This window comes from Arthrobacter sp. Bi26 (genome assembly GCF_918697925.1).
In the GTDB taxonomy this organism is placed as follows: Bacteria; Actinomycetota; Actinomycetes; order Actinomycetales; family Micrococcaceae; genus Arthrobacter.
Genome location: NZ_CAKKMF010000019.1, coordinates 40170 through 61252, shown reverse-complemented (window position 1 = coordinate 61252; position 21083 = coordinate 40170). Strand labels below are relative to the sequence as shown.

General features: G+C 67.8%; 18 protein-coding genes. 11 read left to right on the top strand and 7 right to left on the bottom strand.

Translation table 11 applies throughout. The features are described from left to right. The first annotated feature begins 37 nt into the window (after positions 1-37). From LQV16_RS07260 to LQV16_RS07250, 3 genes are all read left to right on the top strand, one after another. On the top strand, positions 38-754 hold the full coding sequence (locus LQV16_RS07260; protein ID WP_229993234.1) for a nucleoside triphosphate pyrophosphatase: 717 nt from the start codon (positions 38-40) through the stop codon (positions 752-754). A gap of 212 nt (positions 755-966) precedes the next feature. Then, a complete protein-coding gene (locus tag LQV16_RS07255) occupies positions 967-2784 on the top strand; it encodes a biotin carboxylase N-terminal domain-containing protein (protein WP_229993242.1) in 1818 nt (605 codons plus the stop codon). A 64-nt stretch (positions 2785-2848) separates the two neighbouring features. After that, positions 2849-3580 carry a glutamine amidotransferase gene (locus tag LQV16_RS07250; protein WP_229993233.1) on the top strand — a complete coding sequence of 244 codons (732 nt, stop codon included), beginning with the start codon at positions 2849-2851 and terminating at the stop codon, positions 3578-3580. 69 nt (positions 3581-3649) lie between these two features. On the opposite strand, the gene LQV16_RS07245 is transcribed toward LQV16_RS07250, so the two are convergent. Continuing rightward, positions 3650-5062 carry an MFS transporter gene (locus tag LQV16_RS07245; protein WP_229993232.1) on the bottom strand — a complete coding sequence of 471 codons (1413 nt, stop codon included), beginning with the start codon at positions 5060-5062 and terminating at the stop codon, positions 3650-3652. A 318-nt stretch (positions 5063-5380) separates the two neighbouring features. Between LQV16_RS07245 and LQV16_RS07240 the strand changes: the two genes are divergently transcribed. From LQV16_RS07240 to LQV16_RS07230, 3 genes are read left to right on the top strand one after another with little or no spacing between them, the layout of a single operon-like run. Then, the gene (locus tag LQV16_RS07240) at positions 5381-6769 is read left to right on the top strand and encodes an MFS transporter (RefSeq protein WP_229993241.1); all 1389 of its coding nucleotides are present in this window, start codon (positions 5381-5383) and stop codon (positions 6767-6769) included. Between the two features lies 1 nt (position 6770). Next, on the top strand, positions 6771-9053 hold the full coding sequence (locus tag LQV16_RS07235; RefSeq protein WP_229993231.1) for a molybdopterin oxidoreductase family protein: 2283 nt from the start codon (positions 6771-6773) through the stop codon (positions 9051-9053). Next, positions 9050-10609 (top strand): FAD-dependent oxidoreductase, encoded by a 1560-nt coding sequence (locus LQV16_RS07230; protein WP_229993230.1) that lies wholly within the window; start codon positions 9050-9052, stop codon positions 10607-10609. The genes LQV16_RS07235 and LQV16_RS07230 overlap by 4 nt, the downstream gene beginning before the upstream one ends. Positions 10610-10668: 59 nt before the next feature. Here LQV16_RS07230 and LQV16_RS07225 read toward each other — a convergent pair whose 3' ends face one another. Next, complete coding sequence (locus LQV16_RS07225; RefSeq protein WP_229993229.1) at positions 10669-10860, bottom strand: hypothetical protein; 192 nt, start codon at positions 10858-10860, stop codon at positions 10669-10671. Positions 10861-11398: 538 nt separating this feature from the next. On the opposite strand from LQV16_RS07225, the gene LQV16_RS07220 reads away from it, so the two are divergent. Further along, a complete protein-coding gene (locus tag LQV16_RS07220; RefSeq protein ID WP_229993228.1) occupies positions 11399-12037 on the top strand; it encodes a hypothetical protein in 639 nt (212 codons plus the stop codon). 76 nt (positions 12038-12113) lie between these two features. Next, positions 12114-12818, top strand: coding sequence for a hypothetical protein (locus tag LQV16_RS07215; protein WP_229993227.1), 705 nt, complete (start codon positions 12114-12116; stop codon positions 12816-12818). 35 nt (positions 12819-12853) lie between these two features. On the opposite strand, the gene LQV16_RS07210 is transcribed toward LQV16_RS07215, so the two are convergent. Continuing rightward, positions 12854-13381 carry a flavodoxin domain-containing protein gene (locus LQV16_RS07210; protein ID WP_229993226.1) on the bottom strand — a complete coding sequence of 176 codons (528 nt, stop codon included), beginning with the start codon at positions 13379-13381 and terminating at the stop codon, positions 12854-12856. A gap of 188 nt (positions 13382-13569) precedes the next feature. On the opposite strand from LQV16_RS07210, the gene LQV16_RS07205 reads away from it, so the two are divergent. After that, a complete protein-coding gene (locus LQV16_RS07205; RefSeq protein WP_229993240.1) occupies positions 13570-15027 on the top strand; it encodes a benzaldehyde dehydrogenase in 1458 nt (485 codons plus the stop codon). Between the two features lie 122 nt (positions 15028-15149). On the opposite strand, the gene LQV16_RS07200 is transcribed toward LQV16_RS07205, so the two are convergent. Both LQV16_RS07200 and LQV16_RS07195 read right to left on the bottom strand, forming a co-directional pair. Continuing rightward, complete coding sequence (locus LQV16_RS07200) at positions 15150-15842, bottom strand: hypothetical protein (protein WP_229993225.1); 693 nt, start codon at positions 15840-15842, stop codon at positions 15150-15152. A 33-nt stretch (positions 15843-15875) separates the two neighbouring features. After that, complete coding sequence (locus LQV16_RS07195; protein ID WP_229993224.1) at positions 15876-17291, bottom strand: NAD(P)H-quinone dehydrogenase; 1416 nt, start codon at positions 17289-17291, stop codon at positions 15876-15878. 108 nt (positions 17292-17399) lie between these two features. Here LQV16_RS07195 and LQV16_RS07190 point away from each other — a divergent pair, with 108 nt between their 5' ends. Further along, positions 17400-18218 carry a purine-nucleoside phosphorylase gene (locus LQV16_RS07190; RefSeq protein ID WP_229993223.1) on the top strand — a complete coding sequence of 273 codons (819 nt, stop codon included), beginning with the start codon at positions 17400-17402 and terminating at the stop codon, positions 18216-18218. A 47-nt stretch (positions 18219-18265) separates the two neighbouring features. On the opposite strand, the gene LQV16_RS07185 is transcribed toward LQV16_RS07190, so the two are convergent. Beyond that, entirely contained in the window at positions 18266-18745 is a 480-nt protein-coding gene (locus LQV16_RS07185; RefSeq protein WP_229993222.1) for an Rrf2 family transcriptional regulator, read from the bottom strand. A gap of 128 nt (positions 18746-18873) precedes the next feature. Between LQV16_RS07185 and LQV16_RS07180 the strand changes: the two genes are divergently transcribed. After that, positions 18874-20613, top strand: coding sequence for a phospho-sugar mutase (locus LQV16_RS07180; RefSeq protein ID WP_229993221.1), 1740 nt, complete (start codon positions 18874-18876; stop codon positions 20611-20613). On the opposite strand, the gene nirD is transcribed toward LQV16_RS07180, so the two are convergent. After that, positions 20610-21008, bottom strand: a complete 399-nt coding sequence (gene nirD / locus LQV16_RS07175) for a nitrite reductase small subunit NirD (protein WP_229993220.1) — start codon at positions 21006-21008, stop codon at positions 20610-20612. The two genes, LQV16_RS07180 and nirD, sit on opposite strands and share 4 nt — an antisense overlap. Positions 21009-21083 lie beyond the last annotated feature (75 nt).

Genomic DNA, 21083 nt, shown 5'->3' with positions numbered 1-21083 from the left:
CGGTCCCACTCCGGACCCCGTCAATTAGGCTGGAACGGTGACCCGCCTCATTCTTGCCTCCCAGTCCCCCGCCCGCACCAAGCTGCTCAGCCATGCCGGCATCCGGCACGAGGTCCTCGTCTCGGATGTGGACGAGGACGCCGTCCAGGCCCGCTATGGCGTAACGGATCCGCATGACACTGCCCTCCTGCTCGCCCGGGCCAAAGCCGAGGCCGTCGCTTCGCTGCCCGAGGCGGACGGTGCAATCGTGATCGGCTGCGACTCGGTCTTCGAGTTCGACGGCGAGGCCCACGGCAAGCCCTACACTGCCGACGTCGCCCGCGAACGCATGCTCCGCATGAGCGGCAGCATGGGCGTCCTGCACACCGGCCACTGGCTCGTGGACTGCCGCGACACAGACGGCGATACCGATGGCGATACCGACGGCGAAGGGGCGGACGACGACGGCGCCGGCACCGCACGCGGCACCGGCGCCACCCTGGGCTCGGTGTCCTCCGCCGAGGTGCACTTCATGGAGATGAGCGCCGAGGAAATCGAAACTTACATCGCTACCGGCGAGCCGCTCCAGTGCGCCGGCTCCTTCACGATCGACGGCTATGGCGGGGCGTTCATCCGCAAGGTCGACGGCGACCCCCACACCGTCGTCGGGCTCTCCATCTCTACCCTGCGCGCGCTGCTCGGCCAGGCAAATGTGGGCATCACCGAGCTCTGGACGGGCGGGGCCGTGGACCCGGCGGACGTCCGCGCCGAGTGAGGACGCAGTAAGGACAGAGCAGAGACAGAGCAGCGACAGAGTGAGCGCGGAGTGAGCCATTTCGCCGCCCTTTGTGGCAACCCTACAAAGGAAGGGCCGTATACGCGCGGAATCCGCAAGTAATATCGGCGGAACCCTCAAAACCGCGCTAGGCTCCCTGAAGGAAAGAAGGAGACGCCTTGTCAGCAAATTCGGAGCAGTCCGCACCCACCGTGCCGGGATCAACACAGTCATCTACAGCCGCGGGCACCCGCCGACTGACCAAGGTGCTGATCGCCAACCGCGGAGAAATTGCGGTGCGCATCATCCGCGCCGCCCGCGATGAAGGCATCGCCTCGGTGGCTGTCTACGCGGACCCCGACCGCGACGCGCTCCACGCCCGGCTCGCCGACGAGGCCTACGCCCTCGGTGGCAACACCGCGGCGGAGTCCTACCTCGTGATGGACAAGATCATCGACGTCGCCCGCCAGTCCGGCGCGGACGCCATCCACCCCGGCTACGGCTTCCTGGCCGAGAATGCCGAATTCGCCGCCAAGGTGATCGGTGCCGGCATCACGTGGATCGGGCCCTCCCCCGAAGCGATCTCTGCTCTCGGGGACAAGGTCCAGGCCCGCCACATCGCCGAGAAGGTCGGCGCCCCGCAGGTCCCCGGCACCGCCGACCCGGTCGAATCCGCCGAGGAAATCCTCGAGTTCGTGGACAAGTTCGGCCTGCCGGTCGCCATCAAGGCGGCCTTCGGCGGCGGCGGTCGCGGCATCAAGGTGGCCCGCACCCGCGAAGAAATCCCCGAACTCTTTGAATCCGCCGTGCGCGAGGCCACCGCCGCCTTTGGCCGCGGCGAGTGCTTCATCGAGCGTTTCCTGGACGCCCCGCGGCACGTCGAGACGCAGTGCCTCGCCGACGCCCACGGCAAAGTCGTGGTGGTCTCCACCCGCGACTGCTCGCTCCAGCGGCGTAACCAGAAGCTCGTCGAAGAAGCCCCGGCCCCCTTCCTCACCGAGGAACAGAACCGCCGGCTCTACGAATCCTCCAAGGCCATCCTCAAGGAAGCCGGCTACCTAGGCGCCGGCACGTGCGAATTCCTCGTCGGCCAGGACGGCACCATCTCCTTCCTCGAGGTCAACACCCGCCTCCAGGTGGAGCACTGCGTCTCCGAGGAAGTCACCGGAATCGACCTCGTCCGCGAGCAGTTCCGGCTGGCCTGCGGCGAAGAACTCGGCTACGGCGACCCGGAAGTCCGCGGCCACTCGATCGAATTCCGCATCACCGGCGAGGACCCGGGACGCAACTTCATGCCTGCTCCGGGCACCATCACGACACTGAAGAACCCCACCGGACCCGGCGTCCGCATCGATTCCGGCGTGGAGCAGGGCGATGTCATCAGCGGCAACTTCGACTCCATGCTCTCGAAGCTGATCGTCACCGGCGCCACCCGCACCCAGGCCCTGCAGCGGTCCCGCCGCGCCCTTGAGGAAATGGTGGTGGAAGGTATCCCCACCGTCATCCCGTTCGACCTCGCGGTTGTCACCAACCCCGATTTCGCACCGGCCGACGGCGCGTTCAAGGTGCACACCCGCTGGATCGAGACCGCGTTCGTCAACGACATTCCCGCCTGGACCCCCACGGGCACCGAGACCGAAGCGGCCGATTCCGGCGACCGCCAGCGCGTCGTCGTCGAGGTCGGCGGCAAGCGCCTGGAAGTGGTTCTGCCGGCGTCGCTGGGCTCGATCAGCAACGCGGCAGGCGCCAAGCCGGCCAAGGCCAAGAAGCGCTCCCGCGGTGGCGGCGCAGCCGTGGCCGCGAGCGGCAACGCGCTGACCTCCCCCATGCAGGGGACCATCGTGAAGGTGGCCGTGGCCGAAGGTGACACCGTGGCCGAGGGCGATCTCGTCGTCGTGCTCGAAGCGATGAAGATGGAACAGCCGCTCACCGCCCACCGCGCCGGGATCGTGATCGGCCTCTCCGCGGCGGCCGGCGAGACTGTCTCCGCCGGCGCCGTGATCGCCATGATCGAGGACGGCGAGGAGTAGTCGACGCTGCCGGTCGCGGGCGCGCCTCTGGCGCCTCCGTGACCGGCCAGTAGAGACTAGGTGTGTGAAGCCATTCCTGCTCCTCGCCTCGCGCGCGGAAGACACCGCCGCCGAGGAAGAATACCGCGCCTATCTTCGTTACTGCGGGCTCAAGCCGGAGCAGCTGCACCGCATCCGGATGGAAGCCGCACCGCTGCCTGACCTGGAACTGTCGGACTATTCGGGCGTCATTGTGGGCGGCAGTCCCTTCACCTCCAGCGACCCGGCCGAGCACAAGAGCGCCACCCAGCACCGGGTGGAGCGAGAACTCGCCGGGCTGCTGGACAGGATCGTGGCCGAGGACTTCCCGTTCCTCGGCGCCTGCTACGGCGTCGGCACCCTCGGACTGCATCAGGGCGCCGTGATCGACCGGACCTACGGTGAAGGCCTCGGCGGTGTAACCATCAAACTGACGGCGGAAGGGCTGCAGGATCCCCTCCTGCGCGGACTGCCGGAGAGCTTCACGGCGTTCACCGGCCACAAGGAAGCCTGCACCGTCCTGCCCTCCCACGCGGTGCTGCTGGCGAGCTCGGCCGCCTGCCCGGTGCACATGTTCCGGATCAAGACCAACCTGTACGCCACCCAGTTCCACCCTGAGCTCGATGCCGAAGGGCTCGTCACGAGGATCGATATCTACCGCCACGCCGGTTACTTCCCGCCGGAATCGGCCGAAATGCTCATGGAGGACGCCCGACGGTTCACCGCGACGGAACCGATGAAAATCCTGCGGAACTTCGTGGAGCGCTACGCCGGCTGAGGGCCCCGCCCACGGAAAAGCCCGGTGTGTTCACTGAACACACCGGGCTTTTTGCCTTAGTGGAGAGCGTTAGGCCACATTGTTGGTGTAGTCGATGTCCCGGGTTTCCTTGCTCACGAACAGGGCGATCAGCGTCAGCACGGCCATGGAGGCGAGGTAGACGCCCACCAGCACTGTGCTGCCTCCCGCCAGTTCCCAGAGCCAAACGGCGATGAACGGAGCCACGGCTGCACCCAGGATGCTGGAGACGTTGTAGCTGATGGCGGAGCCGGTGTACCGGACATTGCCCGGGAACAACTCCGGCAGGAGCGCACCCATGGGACCGAACGTCAGGCCCATGAGCGAGAAGCCGATGATCAGCAGTGCCATGGCGCCCACGAATCCGGCGCTGAACAGCGGAACGAACAGCAGGCCGAAGGCGAGGATGCCGGAAGTTACAACAATCAGCATCTTGCGGCGGCCGAATTTCTCAGCCAGCGGGCCGGAGACCAGCGTGAAGATACCGAAGAATACGACGCCGGCGATCAGCATCCAGAGGAAGTCGTTCCGGCTGTAGCCCAGGCCCGGGACGAACGCTGCGGCAGCGGCCTCGGTCATCGGTTTGCCGGCCTTTTCGGCGGCGGCCTTAGCGGTGTCCAGGCTGGACGCCCGGGTGCCGTAGGTCAGCGTGAACGTGGTCATCAGGTAGAAGAGCACGTAGGTGGCGAGCATGATGAACGTGCCCAGGATCAGCGGACGCCAGCTGGTCTTGAAGACCCGTGCCAGCGGCAGCTTGGCAACCTCATTGGATTCGAGGACCTTGGTGAAGGCCGGGGTTTCGATCAGCTTGAGGCGCACGTAGAGGCCGATGATGACCATGACGGCACTGAGCAGGAACGGCACCCGCCAGCCCCATTCCATGAAGGCCTCCGGCGTCAGGGTGTAGCTGAAGACCAGGAAGATCACGTTGGCGATGATGAAGCCGATCGGGGCTCCCAGCTGTGGGAACGTGCCGTAGATGGCCCGCTTGTTCGACGGGGCGTTTTCGGTGGCCAGCAGCGCCGCGCCGCTCCATTCGCCGCCGAGGGCCAGGCCCTGGCAGAAGCGCAGGACCACGAGGAGCGCCGGGGCCCAGAAGGCCCAGCCCGGGACGCTCGCCGTCGGCAGGCAGCCGATCAGGAAGGTGGCAATGCCCATGGTCAGCAGCGAGGCAACGAGCGTGCCCTTGCGGCCGAACTTGTCACCGAAGTGGCCGAAGACCACCGAGCCGAGCGGGCGGGCGATGAACGCGACGCCGAATACAGCGAAGGATGCCAGCAGCTGGGTGGTCTCGTTCTGCCCGGGAAAGAAGAGCTTCGGGAAAACCAGCACGGCAGCGGTGGCGTACACGTAGAAGTCATAGAACTCGACGGTGGTGCCGATCAGGCTGGCGACAATCACGCGGCCGCGCGAATTCACCTGCTTGGTAGACCCACGCTCCGCGGAGGTTGCAGTGGATGACATGTAGTAACGCTTTCATGAAGACCGGTCGGATGTTCCCCAAGAGCCCGATGCCCGGGGCCGCCGGCTAGGGATTCGTATAAGTCCGATATTAGTTCCCACCGTCCAGTAAATGGACAAATGGTCCGTTATTTGGACACCGTGTCGTTGTCTCACGTGGTGGTCGTCACACCCATTCTCACACCGTCATAAAAGCCCCGATAGGCAAAAGTCACAGCGCGTTAATAAACCGCGACCGTCCCTGAAACGCGGCATCCCTACCTTTGAAGGACAACACCCCCCAAGGAGGTCTCCTAAGTGACTGCTGAACGCACCGCCGAAATCGGCACCGCAGATGCCGGCGCCGCCCGCACCGACGCCCTTACCCTCGACCACCGGCCCGGCCGCTGGATCGCCAACTGGGATGCAGAAAACAAGGAACAGTGGGAATCGGCCGGCCGCTCCATCGCCCGGCGCAACCTGAACTGGTCCATCTTCGCCGAGTTCCTGGGCTTCGTGGTCTGGCAGCTCTGGTCGATTGTTGTGGTCCAGCTTCCCGCCGCTGGTTTCACATTCTCCACCAGCGAGATCTTCTGGCTGATCTCCATGCCCAGCCTGGTAGGCGCCACGCTGCGGATCCCCTACACGTTTATGGTCCCCCGCTTCGGCGGCCGCAACTGGACCATCGCCTCGGCCCTGCTGCTGCTCCTCCCCTCGATCGGGCTGGCCATGTGCGTCTCCAACCCGGAGACCCCTTTCGGCACCATGCTGTTCGTGGCAGCCCTCGCCGGCTTCGGCGGCGGCAACTTCGCCAGTTCGATGGCCAACATCACCTTCTTCTACCCGGCCCGCGAAAAGGGCTGGGCCCTGGGACTGAACGCCGCCGGCGGCAACCTCGGTGCCGCCGTCGCACAGCTTGCCGTTCCGATCGCCATCACGCTGCTGGCAGCCGGCACCGTCAACCTGCCCGTCGCCGGCCTCATGTGGGTTCCGCTGATCCTCCTGGCAGCCTTCGGTGCCTGGAAGTACATGGACAACCTCACCAGCGCCAAGGGCGATGTCGCGGGCTCGCTCGCCGCGCTCAAGGAACCGCACCTGTGGATCATGGCGCTGCTGTACATCGGCACCTTCGGCTCCTTCATCGGCTTCGCCGGCGTGTTCCCCAAGCTCATCAAGGACTACTTCCCGGCGTTCTCCTCAATCGGCGTCGGCACTGTGGCACTGTCCCTGGCCTTCCTCGGCCCGCTGGTCGGATCCCTGGCCCGCCCCTTCGGCGGACGCCTGGCGGACCGGATGGGCGGGGCCCGCATGACCGTCGCGGCGTTCGCGGCCATGGCCGTCATCACCCTGACCATGCTCTGGACCCTGCCGCTGAAGAACTTCTGGCTCTTCCTGTTCCTGTTCCTGCTCCTTTTCACCGCCAGCGGCTTCGGGAACGGCGCCACGTACCGCATGATCCCGATCATCTTCGCCACCTCCAGCCGGGCCGCCCGCTCCGGTGCCAGCACGGTGACCACCCAGCGGCTCGCGTCCTCGGCCCTGGGCCTGATCTCGGCCATCGGCGCCTACGGCGGATTCATCATCCCTCAGGTCCTCAACGCCTCCAACACCGCCAGCGGCTCCTACACGTCAGCCTTCTACGGCTTCATCGGGGCCTACGTCCTGATGCTGGTGGTCTGCTGGTTCTTCTACATCCGCAACGCCAACCGAAACGCGATGGGACACGTCTAACATGACCACCGGCGCCGACACGCACTGCCCCTACTGCGCCCTGCAGTGCGCCATGACGCTCACATCTCCAGCGGCTCTGACCCCGGCTGTCCAGCCGGGGTCAGACCCCGTGTCGGAGCAGTCTGCGGCCGACACCCCCGTCGCCCTGCCTCTTCTGACAGTCGCCGGCCGGGATTTCCCCACCAACCGCGGCGGTCTGTGCCGCAAGGGCTGGACCTCGGCCTCACTGCTGAACCACACCGGCCGCGTCACGGAGCCCCTGCTCAAGGGCGCCGACGGCGTCCACCGCCCGGTCAGCTGGGACGAGGCCCTCGGGCGGATCGTCTCGGCTGTGAAGCAGGCCCGCGCCGAGCACGGGGCGGACGCCGTCGGCGTGTTCGGCGGCGGCGGCCTCACCAACGAGAAGGCCTACCAGCTGGGCAAGTTCGCCCGGCTGGCCCTGGGCACTTCGCGGATCGATTACAACGGACGGTTCTGCATGTCCTCGGCCGCCGCGGCCGGCATGCGCGCGTTCGGCCTGGACCGCGGGCTGCCGTTCCCGCTGGCGGACCTCGACGCCGCCAGCACCATCCTGATGCTCGGCTCCAACGTGGCCGAGACCATGCCGCCCTTCGTCCAGCACCTCCAGGGTGCGCGCGACGCCGGCGGGCTGATTGTGGTCGACCCCCGCCGCTCCGCCACCGCCGCTTTCACGTCCGACGGCGGCGGCCTGCACCTGCAGCCGTTGCCCGGCACCGACCTCGCCCTGCTCCTGGGGATCTCCCACGCGGTGATCCACGAGGGCCTCGCCGACGCCGGGTACATCGCGGACCGGACCACCGGTTACGAAGCCGCGGTCCGCAGCGTCGCGAGCTTCTGGCCGGAACGCGTCCAGTCGATCACCGGCGTCCCGGCCGGTCTGATCCGTGAAACCGCCCGGCGGCTGGCCGACGGCGCCGGCAAGGGCGGCAGCTATATCCTCACCGGCCGCGGCGTCGAACAGCACGTCGACGGCACCGACACCGCCACGGCCGCCATCAATCTCGCCCTCCTGCTGGGCCTGCCGGGCTCCGCGCGCAGCGGCTACGGCACACTCACCGGCCAGGGCAACGGCCAGGGCGGCCGCGAACACGGCCAGAAGGCGGACCAGCTCCCCGGCTACCGGAAGATCACCGATCCCGCCGCCCGCGCCCACATGGCAAAGGTCTGGGGCGTGCCCGAAGCCCTGATCCCGGGCCCCGGCCTCCCCGCCGTCGAACTCCTCAAGTCCCTTGGACAGCCCGACGGCGTCCGGTGCCTCTTCGTGCACGGCGCCAACGTGGCGGTGTCCGCCCCGGATGCGAACGCCGTGATCGCGGGCCTGCGCAGCCTGGACTTCCTGGTGGTGTGCGACTTCTTCCTCTCCGAGACCGCCGCCGAGGCGGACCTGGTCCTGCCGGTCACCCAGTGGGCCGAGGAAGAAGGAACCCTGACCAACCTCGAGGGCCGCGTGCTGCGCCGCCGCCGGGCCCTCACTCCCCCGCCCGGTGTCCGCAGCGAGCTGTGGATCATGACCCGGCTGGCCGAAATGCTGGACGCGCCGTCCGCGTTCAGCGAGGACCCGGAAACCGTGTTCGAGGAACTCCGGCTCGCGTCCTCCGGCGGCCTGGCCGACTACTCCGGGATCGACTACGCCATGCTGGACCGCGGCGAGGCCGCCTACTGGCCCTACCCCGCCGGAAGCGAAGGAACGCCGCGGCTCTTCCTGGAGGCCTTTGCCCACGCGGGCGGCCGGGCCGTGTTCACGGCAGTGACGCCCCGGCGTCGTTCTGTTTCTTCGAGCTCTGCGGACCGCGCCGGTGTTGGTCAGTCCGGAACGCCGATGACCCTCATCACCGGCCGCCTCATGGAGCACTACCAGTCCGGCGCGCAGACCCGCCGGGTGGCCGCGCTGGCCGAAGCCCAGCCGGAGGCGCGGCTGCAGCTCCACCCCGCCGCGGCCGCCGCCCAGGGAATCGCCGACGGCGACTACGTCTCGATTTCCAACGAACGAGGCGTGGTCAGCTGCCGGGCCGAACTGAGCACGGACATCCGCCCGGAGACGGTGTTCCTGCCGTTCCATTTTCCGGAACTCGAGAGCGCCAACCGGCTCACCGAGTCCGCCACGGACCCCATATCCGGGATGCCCGAGTTCAAGACCAGCAAGGTGTGGATCCGCCTGGCGGTTCCCGGCGGCGCGATGTGCGGGGACGCAGTTTCCGTGGGCGCGGCGGGCAATCGCAGCGGAGTTCCGGCCCGCGTTCTTCAAGCAGAGGAGACCTCATGACTGAGCGGATTGTGGTGGTGGGCTTCGGGCCCGTCGCCGCGCGGCTGATCGACGAGCTGTTGCCGGCCGTGCGCAGCGGCATCGCCCACCTGACGGTGATCGGTGACGAGCCCGAGGCGGCGTACAACCGCGTGCTGGTGGCCGATCTTGGCGTCGGCCGGACCACGCCGGCCGCCCTGGCCCTCGCCGACGCGGCAGCGTTGGTGGCCGACGGCGTCGACGTCCGGCTGGGCGTCCGCGTCCGCCGTGTGGACCGGGCCCGGCAGCAAGTTTTGTTGAGCGATGGCACCTCCCCCGGCTATGAGCGGCTCGTCTTCGCCACCGGTTCGCGCCCTGTCATCCCCAACCTCACCGGCCTCAACCCGGACCCGGCCGCGCCGGTGCTGCCGCCGGGCGTGACCGCCCTGCGGGATCTCCGCGATGCCTCCGTGCTCCATTCGGCCGTTGCAGGCGGAAAGCGGGTGGTGGTCCTGGGCGGCGGCGTGCTGGGCCTGGAGACGGCCCTCGCCGCGGCCGAGGAAGGCGCCACCGTGACTGTGGTGCACAACGGCCCGCACCCCCTGGGCCGGAACATCGACCGCGGCGGCGGCTCCGTACTCGCGGCTTCCTTGCGGAATTGCGGCGTGCGGGTGGCCGGCAACGCCCGCTCGGTCGGCGTGGAGCACAACGCGCCCGACGGCGGCTTCTCGGCCCTGCTGCTCGATGACGGCTCCGCGATCGACGGCGACCTTCTGGTGCTCTCCTGCGGTGTCCGGCCGCGGACCGAACTGGCGGAAGGCTGCGGGCTCTCCACCGCCGCCGGGATCCTGGTGGACCACAAGCTCCGCGCCCACCACGAACCCCACATCTTTGCGATCGGCGACTGCGCCGAAGTCCGCTGCCCGGACCCCGAGTGCGTTCAGTGCCGGACCGCACGCGGCCCGTCCGGCCTGGTGGGCCCGGGCTGGCGGCAGGCCGAATGGCTCGCCGACTATCTGACCCTGTTGGCGTCCGGCGCTTCTGCCGAGGCGGAAGCCTTGCCGTCCCTTGCGGCGGAGCTTCCGGGCGTGATCGTGCTCAAGGCCCGCGGCATGAACATGGCCGTGGCCGGGGATGTTTCCGCAGACCCGTGGGACGAGGAAGCCCTGACGGCCGGTGCCGTGAACGGCCGGGCGCGGCTGCAGATTGCCCAGTGGGCCGATCCCGAGCACGGCCGCTACGTGAAGATGACCACCCGGGCCGGCGTGCTCGAGGGCCTCGTGTCCGTGGGTATGCCGCGCACCTCGGCCGAGCTGGTGCAGCTGTTCGAACGCGGCGCGGAACTCCCCGCAGACAGGTCGCTGCTGCTGCGCCTGGACGGGCCGGACCAGGCCGCTGCCGCGGGTTCCGCCGACCCGGGCCGGACGGTCTGCCGGTGTGCGGGCGTCAGCGGGACGGCCATAGCCGCCGCTGCCTCCGATGGCTGCGGGACGGTGCCCGAGGTATCCGCGGCCACCCGCGCCGGCACCGGCTGCGGCGGCTGCCACGACGACATCAAGGGGATCATCGAGGCCCACTTTCAGGGGGCGGTTGCCTGATCGTGGGGTGTCCTGAAGGCAGGGAGCCCGGACCAGCCTGAGGCACAGTTCAGAAACGTTTACTGCGCTGCGCTGTCGAACGTCTTCTGCCACTGGGCATGCTCGCGGCCTGCGTCCAGCCGGCGGTTCGCAGTCCACCTGGGCAGGTATTCGGGCGCGGGCATCTCGCGGGCAGGCTGGGGCTTGGACTTGGGCTCAGGCCGGGTCTGGACAGGCTTGGGTTTAGGACGCGTCTGGACAGGCTTAGACACAGGCCGGGTCTGGACGGGCTTCCGGGGGTAGCTCGGCCTCGTGTCGGCCGCGGCGTGCCTCTTCCAGGCCACAAGCGCCCAAATGGCGAGTCCGGTCAAGGTGAGTTGCCAGTAAGTGACCAGTATCGAGATGACGACCAAGATTAGGAATAGAGCGGGGATCCACATGGCGACATTATGCATATGGGACACGCCCGGAGGTAGAGGACTTGCTCCCTGATCGCCCGCACGGGAATTGTCGTCCGCTTGGTCCTCCCCGCCGTCCGGATGATGAGGTCCACGGGCGGCGGAATGCCCGCCGGATTGCGAAGGGGTTCGGTTGCTGCAAGTTGCTTGCGCCGTAACCTCCGACAAACGCAAAAGCGTCCCCGGAAGTTGCCGGGGACGCTTTTGCGCTGGAATCTGGCGTCGCGGAGTTCAGTGCGTTCAACGCTCACAACTCGACTCCCCGTCGCGAAGCGGGCCTTTCTCCCCTTGGCGCAGCCGCTGCTGCAGCGATGCAATGGACTGAGGTCCGTTCGTCTGCAGGAGGCATTCCATGAACGTCCCGGTTATTTTGGCGCTCGGTGCAATAATTGTGTTCGCCGTCGTGATGGGTGTTGTCATGTCACGAGAAAAGGATCCGCAGCGGCGGGCCGCCGCGCTGACGCGCACCGGAGCGGCCGTCATGGCGGCGTTCACGGTCCTCGGGGGAATCTTCATCGGCGGGTTCGCGATGCAGGAGCCGGGCGGAACAGCCGGAACGCTGATAACGCTCGCCTGGGTCGTGCCGATGCTCATCCTCGGGGTCTCGGCCTGGTTTTGGCCGGCGGCAACCGCCCCCCTGCTGCTCGCCCTCGCCTCTGCCTTCATTGCCGCGTGCGTGTGGCTCGCCTTCGACCCCGCTGCCCTGAGCACCTTCCTCAGTGACAACGGCCCCGTTATAGCCGTCAGCGTGCTCGCGTTGGCTTTCCCGGCCGCCATCCTCGGGCTGAAACTCACCGCCCTGGCCGGCTGGCTGCTGGTGGCCCTGGGGGTTCTGCCGCTGTTGATTACGGTCATCGGAAGGTCGGGCGCGGTCGGATCGCTGATCGCTGCCAGCCTGGTTCCCCTGGTCTGCGGGATCGCCTATCTGCTGTCCGCCCGGATGGCTGGGGCCAGTTCGACGTCGGGAACCATTCACCCGGCGGCCGCCTAAAACTGCCGCGCCGCCGCCGAACCCGGCCGCGTAACGCAAATCGGGCCACGGGCAATCGGCGGGTAGCATCGGGGGCATGAGCGCCGAAGACGACGACATCACCGAAGAGTTGCTGGCCGACGCCGGGAAGCTGACCGGATTGAGCCTGGAACTGCTCGGGCTCGACCCGCACCCGGATGATATGACGGCCGAGCAGCGGCTCCAGTTTGATCCCGAGGACCTGGCCGAGATGGCCGCCGTCGATCCGGACGACCGTCACAAGGCCGTGGGCCAGACCCGCCTGCTGGCCGGACTCCTGTGGAACTCGTCCAGCATCCTCATCGACCAGCTGTTCCGCGATCTCGGCACCCTCAGCACGCTGGAGGTTGTCACGCCGGCCGACATCGCCGGGACCTCCGTCCTGTCCTCGCTGCCGCCTCAGTTCGCCGCCAGCTACGACGCGAAGTTCACCCAGAAGTTCATCGTGGTCGCAGCAGATGTCACCGCGTCCCTGGTCCGGGGCTGGACCGCGCCCGGATGCCTCGCAGCGGAACTCGCCGTCCGCTGCCTGCTCGATCAGGCGGAAATCACTGAGGAAATCTACGAACTGGACCTTCCGGAGAACTGGCGGGCCGCCGTCGGGGAAGTCCTGCTGGAGGACGCCGAAAGCGACGCTCTGTACTCCGACGACGACGGCGACAGCCCGGACAGTGCCGACGCCGACGCCGGGAAGCTGGGTTTCGAGCACTGGTACCGGCCCTTTGCGCCCGGCGATACCGTTCCGCCGTACGCCTACTCCTGATCCCTGCTTCTGAGTCCTACTTCTGACTGCCCGCGCTAGGCGAATGCCGCCAGATAGTCTTCGGTGAAACGCCGGACGCCGTCCCACTCGGTGTAGACATAGTCCCGGGTGGTGTCGGTGTCGAGGGATCCCTTGTCCTTGGCGATCTTCTTCATGACGTGCTTCTTGATGAACCCGTAGTGGGTATAGAGCAGGGCGCCGGCGAACAGCCCGACGTGCGCGGGCCGCCACCCCGTGTCCTGCTCAAACTTTTCCACGTAGCCCTCCGCGGTCTCCTCGTCTCCTTGGGCGGCCATGCTCACCGAAACCAGGGCGGAAGGCAGCCGCTCGAGCTCAGCGCGGTTCTTCTTGACGAAGTCTGCGACGTATCCCTCGTGCTTTCCCACGTGCACCGAGGCCGCCACGATCACGCCGTCGTAGCCGCCCGGCAGAGGGTCTGCAGAATGTTTGAGGTCCGCCGTCTCTGCCTGGTGCCCGTTCGCCCGGATTACCTCGGCGATGTAATCCGCGATTTTTGCTGTTTGTCCTTCAACGGTCCCGTAGGGGATATAGATTTTGGCCATGTGCCAAGTTGACCTCCCCCGGCTGTGACGCACTACGGCCGAAGGTCCCGCGGGCGGCAACGCACGGCCCTCTTGACGCCCGCACTCTTGACGGCGGCGGCCTACCGACGTGAGATGGACGAAGGCCCGGTCCGGTTCTGATTCGACCGGCCGGTACACAAGCAGGACCCACGATGAAAGGACGCAACATGTCCCTGCTCGACTCCGCCCTCTGGGACGGCAAGATCTACCTCAGCGGCTGGCGGCCCGGGCGCGGCGGGACCGGTGACGCCGTCGAACCAGCCACCGGAGAAACGCTGGGCCGCTATGGCGTGGCCTCAGTGGAGGATGTCCGCGAAGCCGCCGCGGTGGCCGCGAAAGCGCAGAAGGACTGGGCCGCCCGCAACCCGGAGGACCGCGCCGCCGTGCTCCGCCGCGCGGGACAGCTCTGGGAGGAACACTCGGCGGAAATCCAGGCCTGGATCGTCCGCGAATCCGGCGGCATCCCGCCCAAAGCCGGGCTGGAAACCCACATCGCGGCCAACGAATGCTACGACGCCTCCGCCCTGCCCTCACTCCCAGCTGGCGACGTGCTGACCTCGAACGAGAGCCGCTGGTCCTTCGCCCGGCGCCGGCCCGTCGGCGTCGTTTCGGTGATTGCACCCTTCAACTTTCCGCTGATCCTCTCCATCCGCGCAGTCGCCCCGGCGCTGGCCCTTGGCAACGCCGTCCTGCTCAAACCGGACCCGCGCACTGCGGTCTGTGGTGGCGTCACCTTGGTCCGGGTGTTCGAGGAGGCGGGTCTTCCGCCCGGCCTGCTCTCCCTGTTGCCCGGAGGCGCCGAGATCGGCTCGGCCGTCGTAGAGGCACCCGAGGTTCGCGTCATCGCCTTCACGGGGTCGACGGCGGCAGGGCGCAAAGTGGGCGAGGCGGCCGGCCGGCTGCTCAAGCGTGCCCATCTGGAACTCGGCGGGAACAACGCACTGATCGTGCTGCCCGGCGTCGACTTCCCCAAAGCTGTCTCTGCCGCCGCGTTTGGCTCCTTCATGCACCAGGGTCAGATCTGCATGGCGTCCGGCCGGCATATCGTGCACGAGGATATCTACGAGGACTACGTCAGCGCCCTGGCGGAAAAGGCCCGCCATTTACCGGTAGGCGACCCGAAGAGCGGAACAGTGGCGCTGGGACCGGTGATCGACGAGAAGCAGCTCCACCGGGTGGACACGATCGTTCAGGACGCGGTGCAGGGCGGCGCGCGCCTGGCCGCCGGCGGCAGCCATGACGGCCGGTTCTACCAGCCCACCGTGCTCGCCGACCTCGACCTCGCCAGCCCGGCGTGGAAGGACGAGATCTTCGGCCCCGTCGCCCCGGTGATGAAGTTCTCCACCGTGGACGAGGCCGTTGCCCTGGCCAACGACAATGAATACGGGCTTTCGATAGGAATCCTCGGCGACGTCGGGATGGCCATGACGATCGCCGACCGGCTCGACTCCGGAAAGATCCACATCAACGAACAGACGGTGTCCGACGAGGCCAACTCGCCCTTTGGCGGGGTCAAGAACTCGGGCAACGGCTCGCGGATCGGCGGCCATCACGCCAACATCGAATCCTTCACGGAAATCCAGTGGCTGACCGTGCGGCCGGACATCGCGCCGTACCCGTTTTAGGCCGGGTAAATGCGGGAGTTCCCCGCCGCGGATGGCGCGAAGCCGGACTCCGCGGGCAGATCAGGGCGAATGTTCTGCGGTCATCCGCCCTGATCTGCCCGCACGATGGCCGGGCCCGGTACTTAGGGCTCGAACAAGACCGAGCCGGTCATGAAGATGCCGCGCTGCGGGACCCAGAATTCCCCCAGCCGGTCCTGGACGGGCAGTGCCGACGTCTGTCCCAGGCTGTGCCCCTGCAACTGCGCCTTGCTATCGCGGACGAACCACATCCGCCGCGGGCGCGCCAAAAAGGTTTGGCCGTTGGGCGCCGCGCCCGTCAACCCGAGGTGCCCCGCCCCCAGCACCGGGCCGGCAACGGCCCCCATGGCACGCAGGAACGTCCGGCTGCGCCACAGCCGCTCCGGAACGGCGCCGGACACCGCGGACATAAGCCGGGTGACCGGCGTCGCCGCCAGCTTCAGGTCCCAGCTCAGGTCCACGCCGGCTCCGACGTCCACGCTGAAGGAATAGCCGTCGCGCCACCGGATGGAGATCCGGCGAGTGGACGCCGAGCCGATGGCGCTGCCGAAGTAGCGGGGGCAGGAGGTCCCGGGGTCGGTGGTGCTGTGAATCGTCCAGACACCGGCAGGGTCGCGGATCCAGACCGAGATGTAGCCCGGGCCGACGGACGACGCCGGAAAATGCCGAAAGGCCAGGACGTAGCCGGAGCTGAACGGAACGCCCATGACGGCGTAGCCGGCAAAGCGTTCCTCCGAACCGGAGGGCAGCGCACAGTTCTGTTCCATCGGCTCAACAAGCGAGCGGGGACTCTGCATGGCTTCGGCCTCCGGTTTGCTACATGTGAACTGTTACATGTGAACGTGGAGCCGCCGGGCCGCTTCGGAGATGGAGCCGCTCAGCGACGGGTACACGGTGAAGGTGCTGGCAATGTCGTCGACATGCAGTTTCTGGGTCACGGCGATCGATAGCGCGAAGATGAGCTCGGAGGCGTTCGGGCCCACCACCACCCCACCAATGACGGTGCCAGAACCCTTGCGGGCGAAGATCTTGATGAACCCGTCGCGGTGGTTGCGCATCTTGGCGCGGGCGTTGCTGCGCAGGGACAGCTTGATGATGTCGCCCTGGTACTTGCCGGATTCGATCTCCGCCTCGGACACGCCCACGGAGGCGATCTCGGGCGAGGTGAAGATGTTGGATGCCACCTGGTGCAGCTTGATCGGCATGACGGCGTCGCCCAGGAAGTGGGCCACGGCAATCCGGCCCTGCATCGCGGCCACCGAGGCCAGGGCCAGGACGCCGGTGCAGTCGCCTGCGGCGTAGATGTTCGGCGCCGTGGTGCGCGAGACGCCGTCGACCTTGATATGGCCGCTCTCGGTGAGCGCGACGCCGGCTTCCTCCAAGCCGATTCCGGCCGTGTTCGGGATGGAGCCGACGCAGACGAGGCAGTGGCTGCCGGTCACCTTGGAACCATCGCCGAGGGTGACCACCACGCCGTCCTCCGTGCGCTCCACGGTCTCGGCGCGGGCCCGGGAGAGGACCTTCAGCCCGCGGCGCTCGAAGACGCCCTCGAGGACCTCGGCGGCATCCGTGTCCGAGCCCGGCAGCACGCGGTCGCGGCTGGAAATCAGGGTGACTTTGGAGCCCAGGCCGTTGTAGGCCGAGGCGAATTCCGCGCCCGTGACACCGGAACCCACCACGATGAGCTCCTCGGGGAGTTCGTCCATGTTGTAGATCTGGGCCCAGTTCAGGATGCGCTCACCATCCGGACGCGCCGTGGGCAGCTCGCGCGGGTGGGCGCCGACCGCCAGCAGGATGGTGTCCGCCTCCACCGTCTCGGTGCCGTCGGCGGTCAGGACCTCAATGGTGTGGTTGTCCAGCAGCTTGCCGGAGCCGATCAGGATGCGGACGTTCTGGTGTTCCAGCCCGGCCTGGATGTCCTCGGACTGCTTCCGCGCCAGGCGGAGCAGGCGGTCGTTGATGTGCTTGAGGTCCGCGCGCATCGACGGGGCAAAGTCGCCGCCGTCGACGTCGAACTTGACGCCCAGCTCCCCCGCCTCACCGACGCGGGTCATCAGGTCCGCCGTCGCGATCAAGGTTTTGGAGGGCACGACGTCGGTCAGCACCGCGGAGCCGCCGAGTCCCGCACGCTCGATGATGGTGACCTGCGCCCCCAGCGAAGCGGCGACCATGGCGGCTTCGTAGCCGCCGGGCCCTCCGCCGAGAATTGCGATGCGGGGTGAGCTGAAGTCAGGATGCGTAGTCACAATCAACCATTGTCCACCATCCGAACCGGAGCCACCAAGAATCCGGGCCCTGCGCTCGTCCCGCCGCGCATGCTGGGCAGCAGGGCCGAGCCGCGATAACTTGTACCGGTGAGTACAACAGAATTCCTGAACACGGACCCTTTCGACGCCGCCCGCGCCGCCGCCGACTACATCGCCGAAGAGACGGGCGTCGATTCCCATGACGTCGCGCTGGTCCTCGGCTCGGGCTGGGGCGACGCCGCCGAGCTGATCGGCGAGACCACCGCCACCTTGTCCGCCGCCGAAATCCCCGGCTTCTCCGCACCCTCCGTAGTGGGGCACGTGGGCACCATCCGCTCGGTGCTGACCAAAGAGGGAAAGCGGGCCCTCGTCCTGGGCGCACGCACCCACTACTACGAGGGCAAGGGAGTCCGCGCCGTGGTTCACGGCGTACGCACCGCCGCGGCCGCCGGCTGCAAGGCCCTCGTGCTCACCAACGGCTGCGGCGGGCTCAACGAGAACTGGACGCCCGGCACCCCGGTGCTGATCAGCGACCACATCAACCTCACCGCCACCTCTCCGCTGGAAGGCGCCACGTTCGTGGACCTGACAGACCTGTACTCCTCCCGGATCCGCGGCCTCGCTCGCGAAGTGGACCCGTCCCTGGAGGAGGGCGTCTACGCCCAGTTCACCGGCCCGCACTACGAGACGCCCGCCGAGGTGCAGTACGCCAAACGGATCGGCGCCGACCTGGTGGGCATGTCCACGGCCTTGGAGGCCATCGCCGGCCGCCACGCCGGCATGGAAGTCTTCGGCATCTCGCTCGTGACCAACCTCGCCGCCGGGATCAGCCCCGTGCCGCTCAGCCACGGGGAAGTCCTTGAGGCCGGCCAGGCCGCCGGACCGCGGATTTCCAAGCTGCTCGCAGAGATCATCGCCAAGCTCTGATCACTGCATTACTGGTGCCGGCTAGGTCCTGGACTACCTCGCTGCGGTTATTCCGCAGCCAGGTAGTCCAGGACCTTTGCCTTGTCCGACGGGAACCGCCGCTCGATCGAGTCCGCGATTCCGGCGATGCTCTGGCGCGCCAGCGCCTGGCGCCAGGCGAGTTCGGCCTGGCGCATGGTCTGGGAAATAAGGCACGTCCGTGCGAAGTTATCCCGCCGATCCGGATCCGGGACATTCCCGAGGATCGCCTCGCACCGGAAGGCCGGGTCCTGGCCCTCCAGCGCCAGCACAATGTCCAGCACGGTGATGTTTTCCGGCCGGCGCGCCAAAAGAAATCCGCCGCGGGGCCCGGAGACTGACTCCAGCACACCGGCCCGGACCAGCGACTGAAACTGCTTGTTGAGATAAGCGGCCGGGAGTCTGTAGAATTCGGCCAGCCGTGCGCTGTTCACCGGCTCGCCCGGCGGTGTCCATGCCATGTTGACGCAACTGTGCACGGCCCATTCCACGCCACGGCCCATCTTCATATTCCAGACGCTACGTGTCCGGAAATTTGGGTGTCAAGGTCCTGCTTGAGGCGTTGAGATGGAACTGAAACCCCAACTCCCGATTCTTTGGGCAGGAATCCCTCGCGATTGGCGATAGTTTGGTTCCTATGACGTCTTCTGATGCCGAACTCGCCCGACTCCTGAGCGATGCCCGAGACTGGGCAAACCGGGACCCGGACCCCGCCACCGCCGCCACCTTGTCTGAGCTGATTCGTCTCACCGATGGCGGCGTCGCCGCGGCCCGCCAGGAGCTGGCCGACAGCTTCAGCGGCACCCTCCAGTTCGGCACCGCCGGACTACGGGCGGCCCTTGGCCCGGGGCCGAACCGGATGAACCGCGTGGTGGTCCGCCGCGCCGCCGCCGGCTTCACCGCCTTCCTCACCAACGCCGTCGAGCAGGCCTCCCCCGGCACCCGGCCGCGCGCCGTCGTCGGCTACGACGCCCGCTACAACTCCGATATTTTCGCCGAAGAAACCGCTGCGATCCTCACCGCGGCCGGTGTCGAAACCTTCCTGATGCCGGCCGCGCTGCCCACCCCGCTGCTCGCGTACGCGGTCCGGGCGCTGGACTGCGACGGCGGCGTCATGGTCACCGCCAGCCACAACCCGCCGCAGGACAACGGGTACAAGGTGTACCTGGGCCGCCACGCGGTTGAGGAAAGCGGCCGCGGCGCCCAGATCGTGGCACCCTACGACGCCCTGATAGCGGCGAAGATCGACGCCGTCGGCGACCTGGACTCCATCCTCCTGGCCGCCGACGGGTGGACCGTACTGGAGCCCTCGATCGCCACCGAATACCAGCGCGCCGTCGCGGCCCTGGCGGTTCCGGAAAACTTCCCGGCCCGCAGGCTGAAGATCGTCCTGACCCCCATGCACGGCGTGGGCGGGGAAACGGCGGTGGCGGTGCTGAACGCCGCCGGTTTCGACGACGTCACGCTGGTCACGGAACAGGCGCACCCGGATCCGGACTTCCCCACGGTGAACTTCCCCAACCCGGAAGAGCCCGGGGCTCTGGACTTGGCCCTGGAGGCGGCGACGCGTGAGGACGCCGACATCGTGATCGCCAACGATCCCGACGCCGACCGGGCGGCCGTGGCGGCGAAGGACCCGGGCACCGGCGCGTGGCGCATGCTGCGCGGTGATGAGGTGGGCGCCCTGCTCGGCGCCCACGTCGTAGCCCGGCAGGCCGCGGGCGGCGAGGCACCGGCCGGCGTGTTCGCCAACTCGATTGTGTCGTCCCGGTTGTTGGCGCGGATCGCGGCCGCAGCAGGCTACGCCCACGAGGAAACCCTGACCGGCTTCAAATGGATTGCCCGCGTGCCGGGACTGGTCTACGGCTACGAGGAGGCGCTGGGTTATTGCGTCGCCCCGTCGCTGGTGCGCGATAAGGACGGCATCTCCGCGGCGGTGTTGATCGCCGAGCTCGCGGCGGCCGCAAAGGCCGAGGGCAAGACCATCTTCGACACCCTGGACGAGCTCTACCTGGTGCACGGGCTGCACGCGAGCGACCAGCTCAGCATCCGGGTGGCAGACCTCGGCCTGCTGGACGCGATGATGAACCGGCTGCGCGTCAGCCCGCCGGAATCGTTCGGCGGCTCCGGCGTCGAGGCCGTCACGGACCTGGCCGTGGGCAGCGAGCAACTCCCGCCCACCGAGGGCCTGATGTACCTGACGAGGGACCTCAGCCGCGTCATCATCCGTCCCAGCGGCACGGAACCGAAGCTCAAGTGCTACCTGGAAGTCATCCGCAGCGTCGGCTCGGCCGCCGAGCTTCCGGCGGCCCGGGACGAGGCGCGTGCCGCGCTGGACGGCGTCCTGGCGGACGTCCGCGAAGCCCTGGGCCTCTAGAGCTCTACCTCGATGTACCCGCCCACAACCCGGGTACCGAAGGTGGCGAGCCGGAGTTCCGGGCTGCCGAGGCACTCACCCGTAGCGAGGTCGTAGACCTCCTTGTGCAACGGCGAAGCCACCGTGGGGCGGTCCCCGCGGGAACCGGTGATGCCGCGGGCCATGACGTGCGCCCCGGTGGCCGGGTCTTCCTGCGCGACGGCGAAAACCTCACCGGACACGGTGCGGAACAGGGCCACCTGGCGGCCCGCAATCAGTGCTGCCTCGCCCCAGGCGGGTTCGAGGTCCGCCACGGCGCACACGCGGTGCCAGCCGGCTGCGGCTGCCTGCTCAGCGGTCTGGTCCTCAATGTCGGGTACTGCGTCAAGTACTGCGGTTTCTAGTACGGCGGTCATCCCGGCCCCTCTCTGATACATCCCTTTACGGGCTGAACCGCTGCTGCGGCCACATATTCAAGCTAGGCCCGCGGT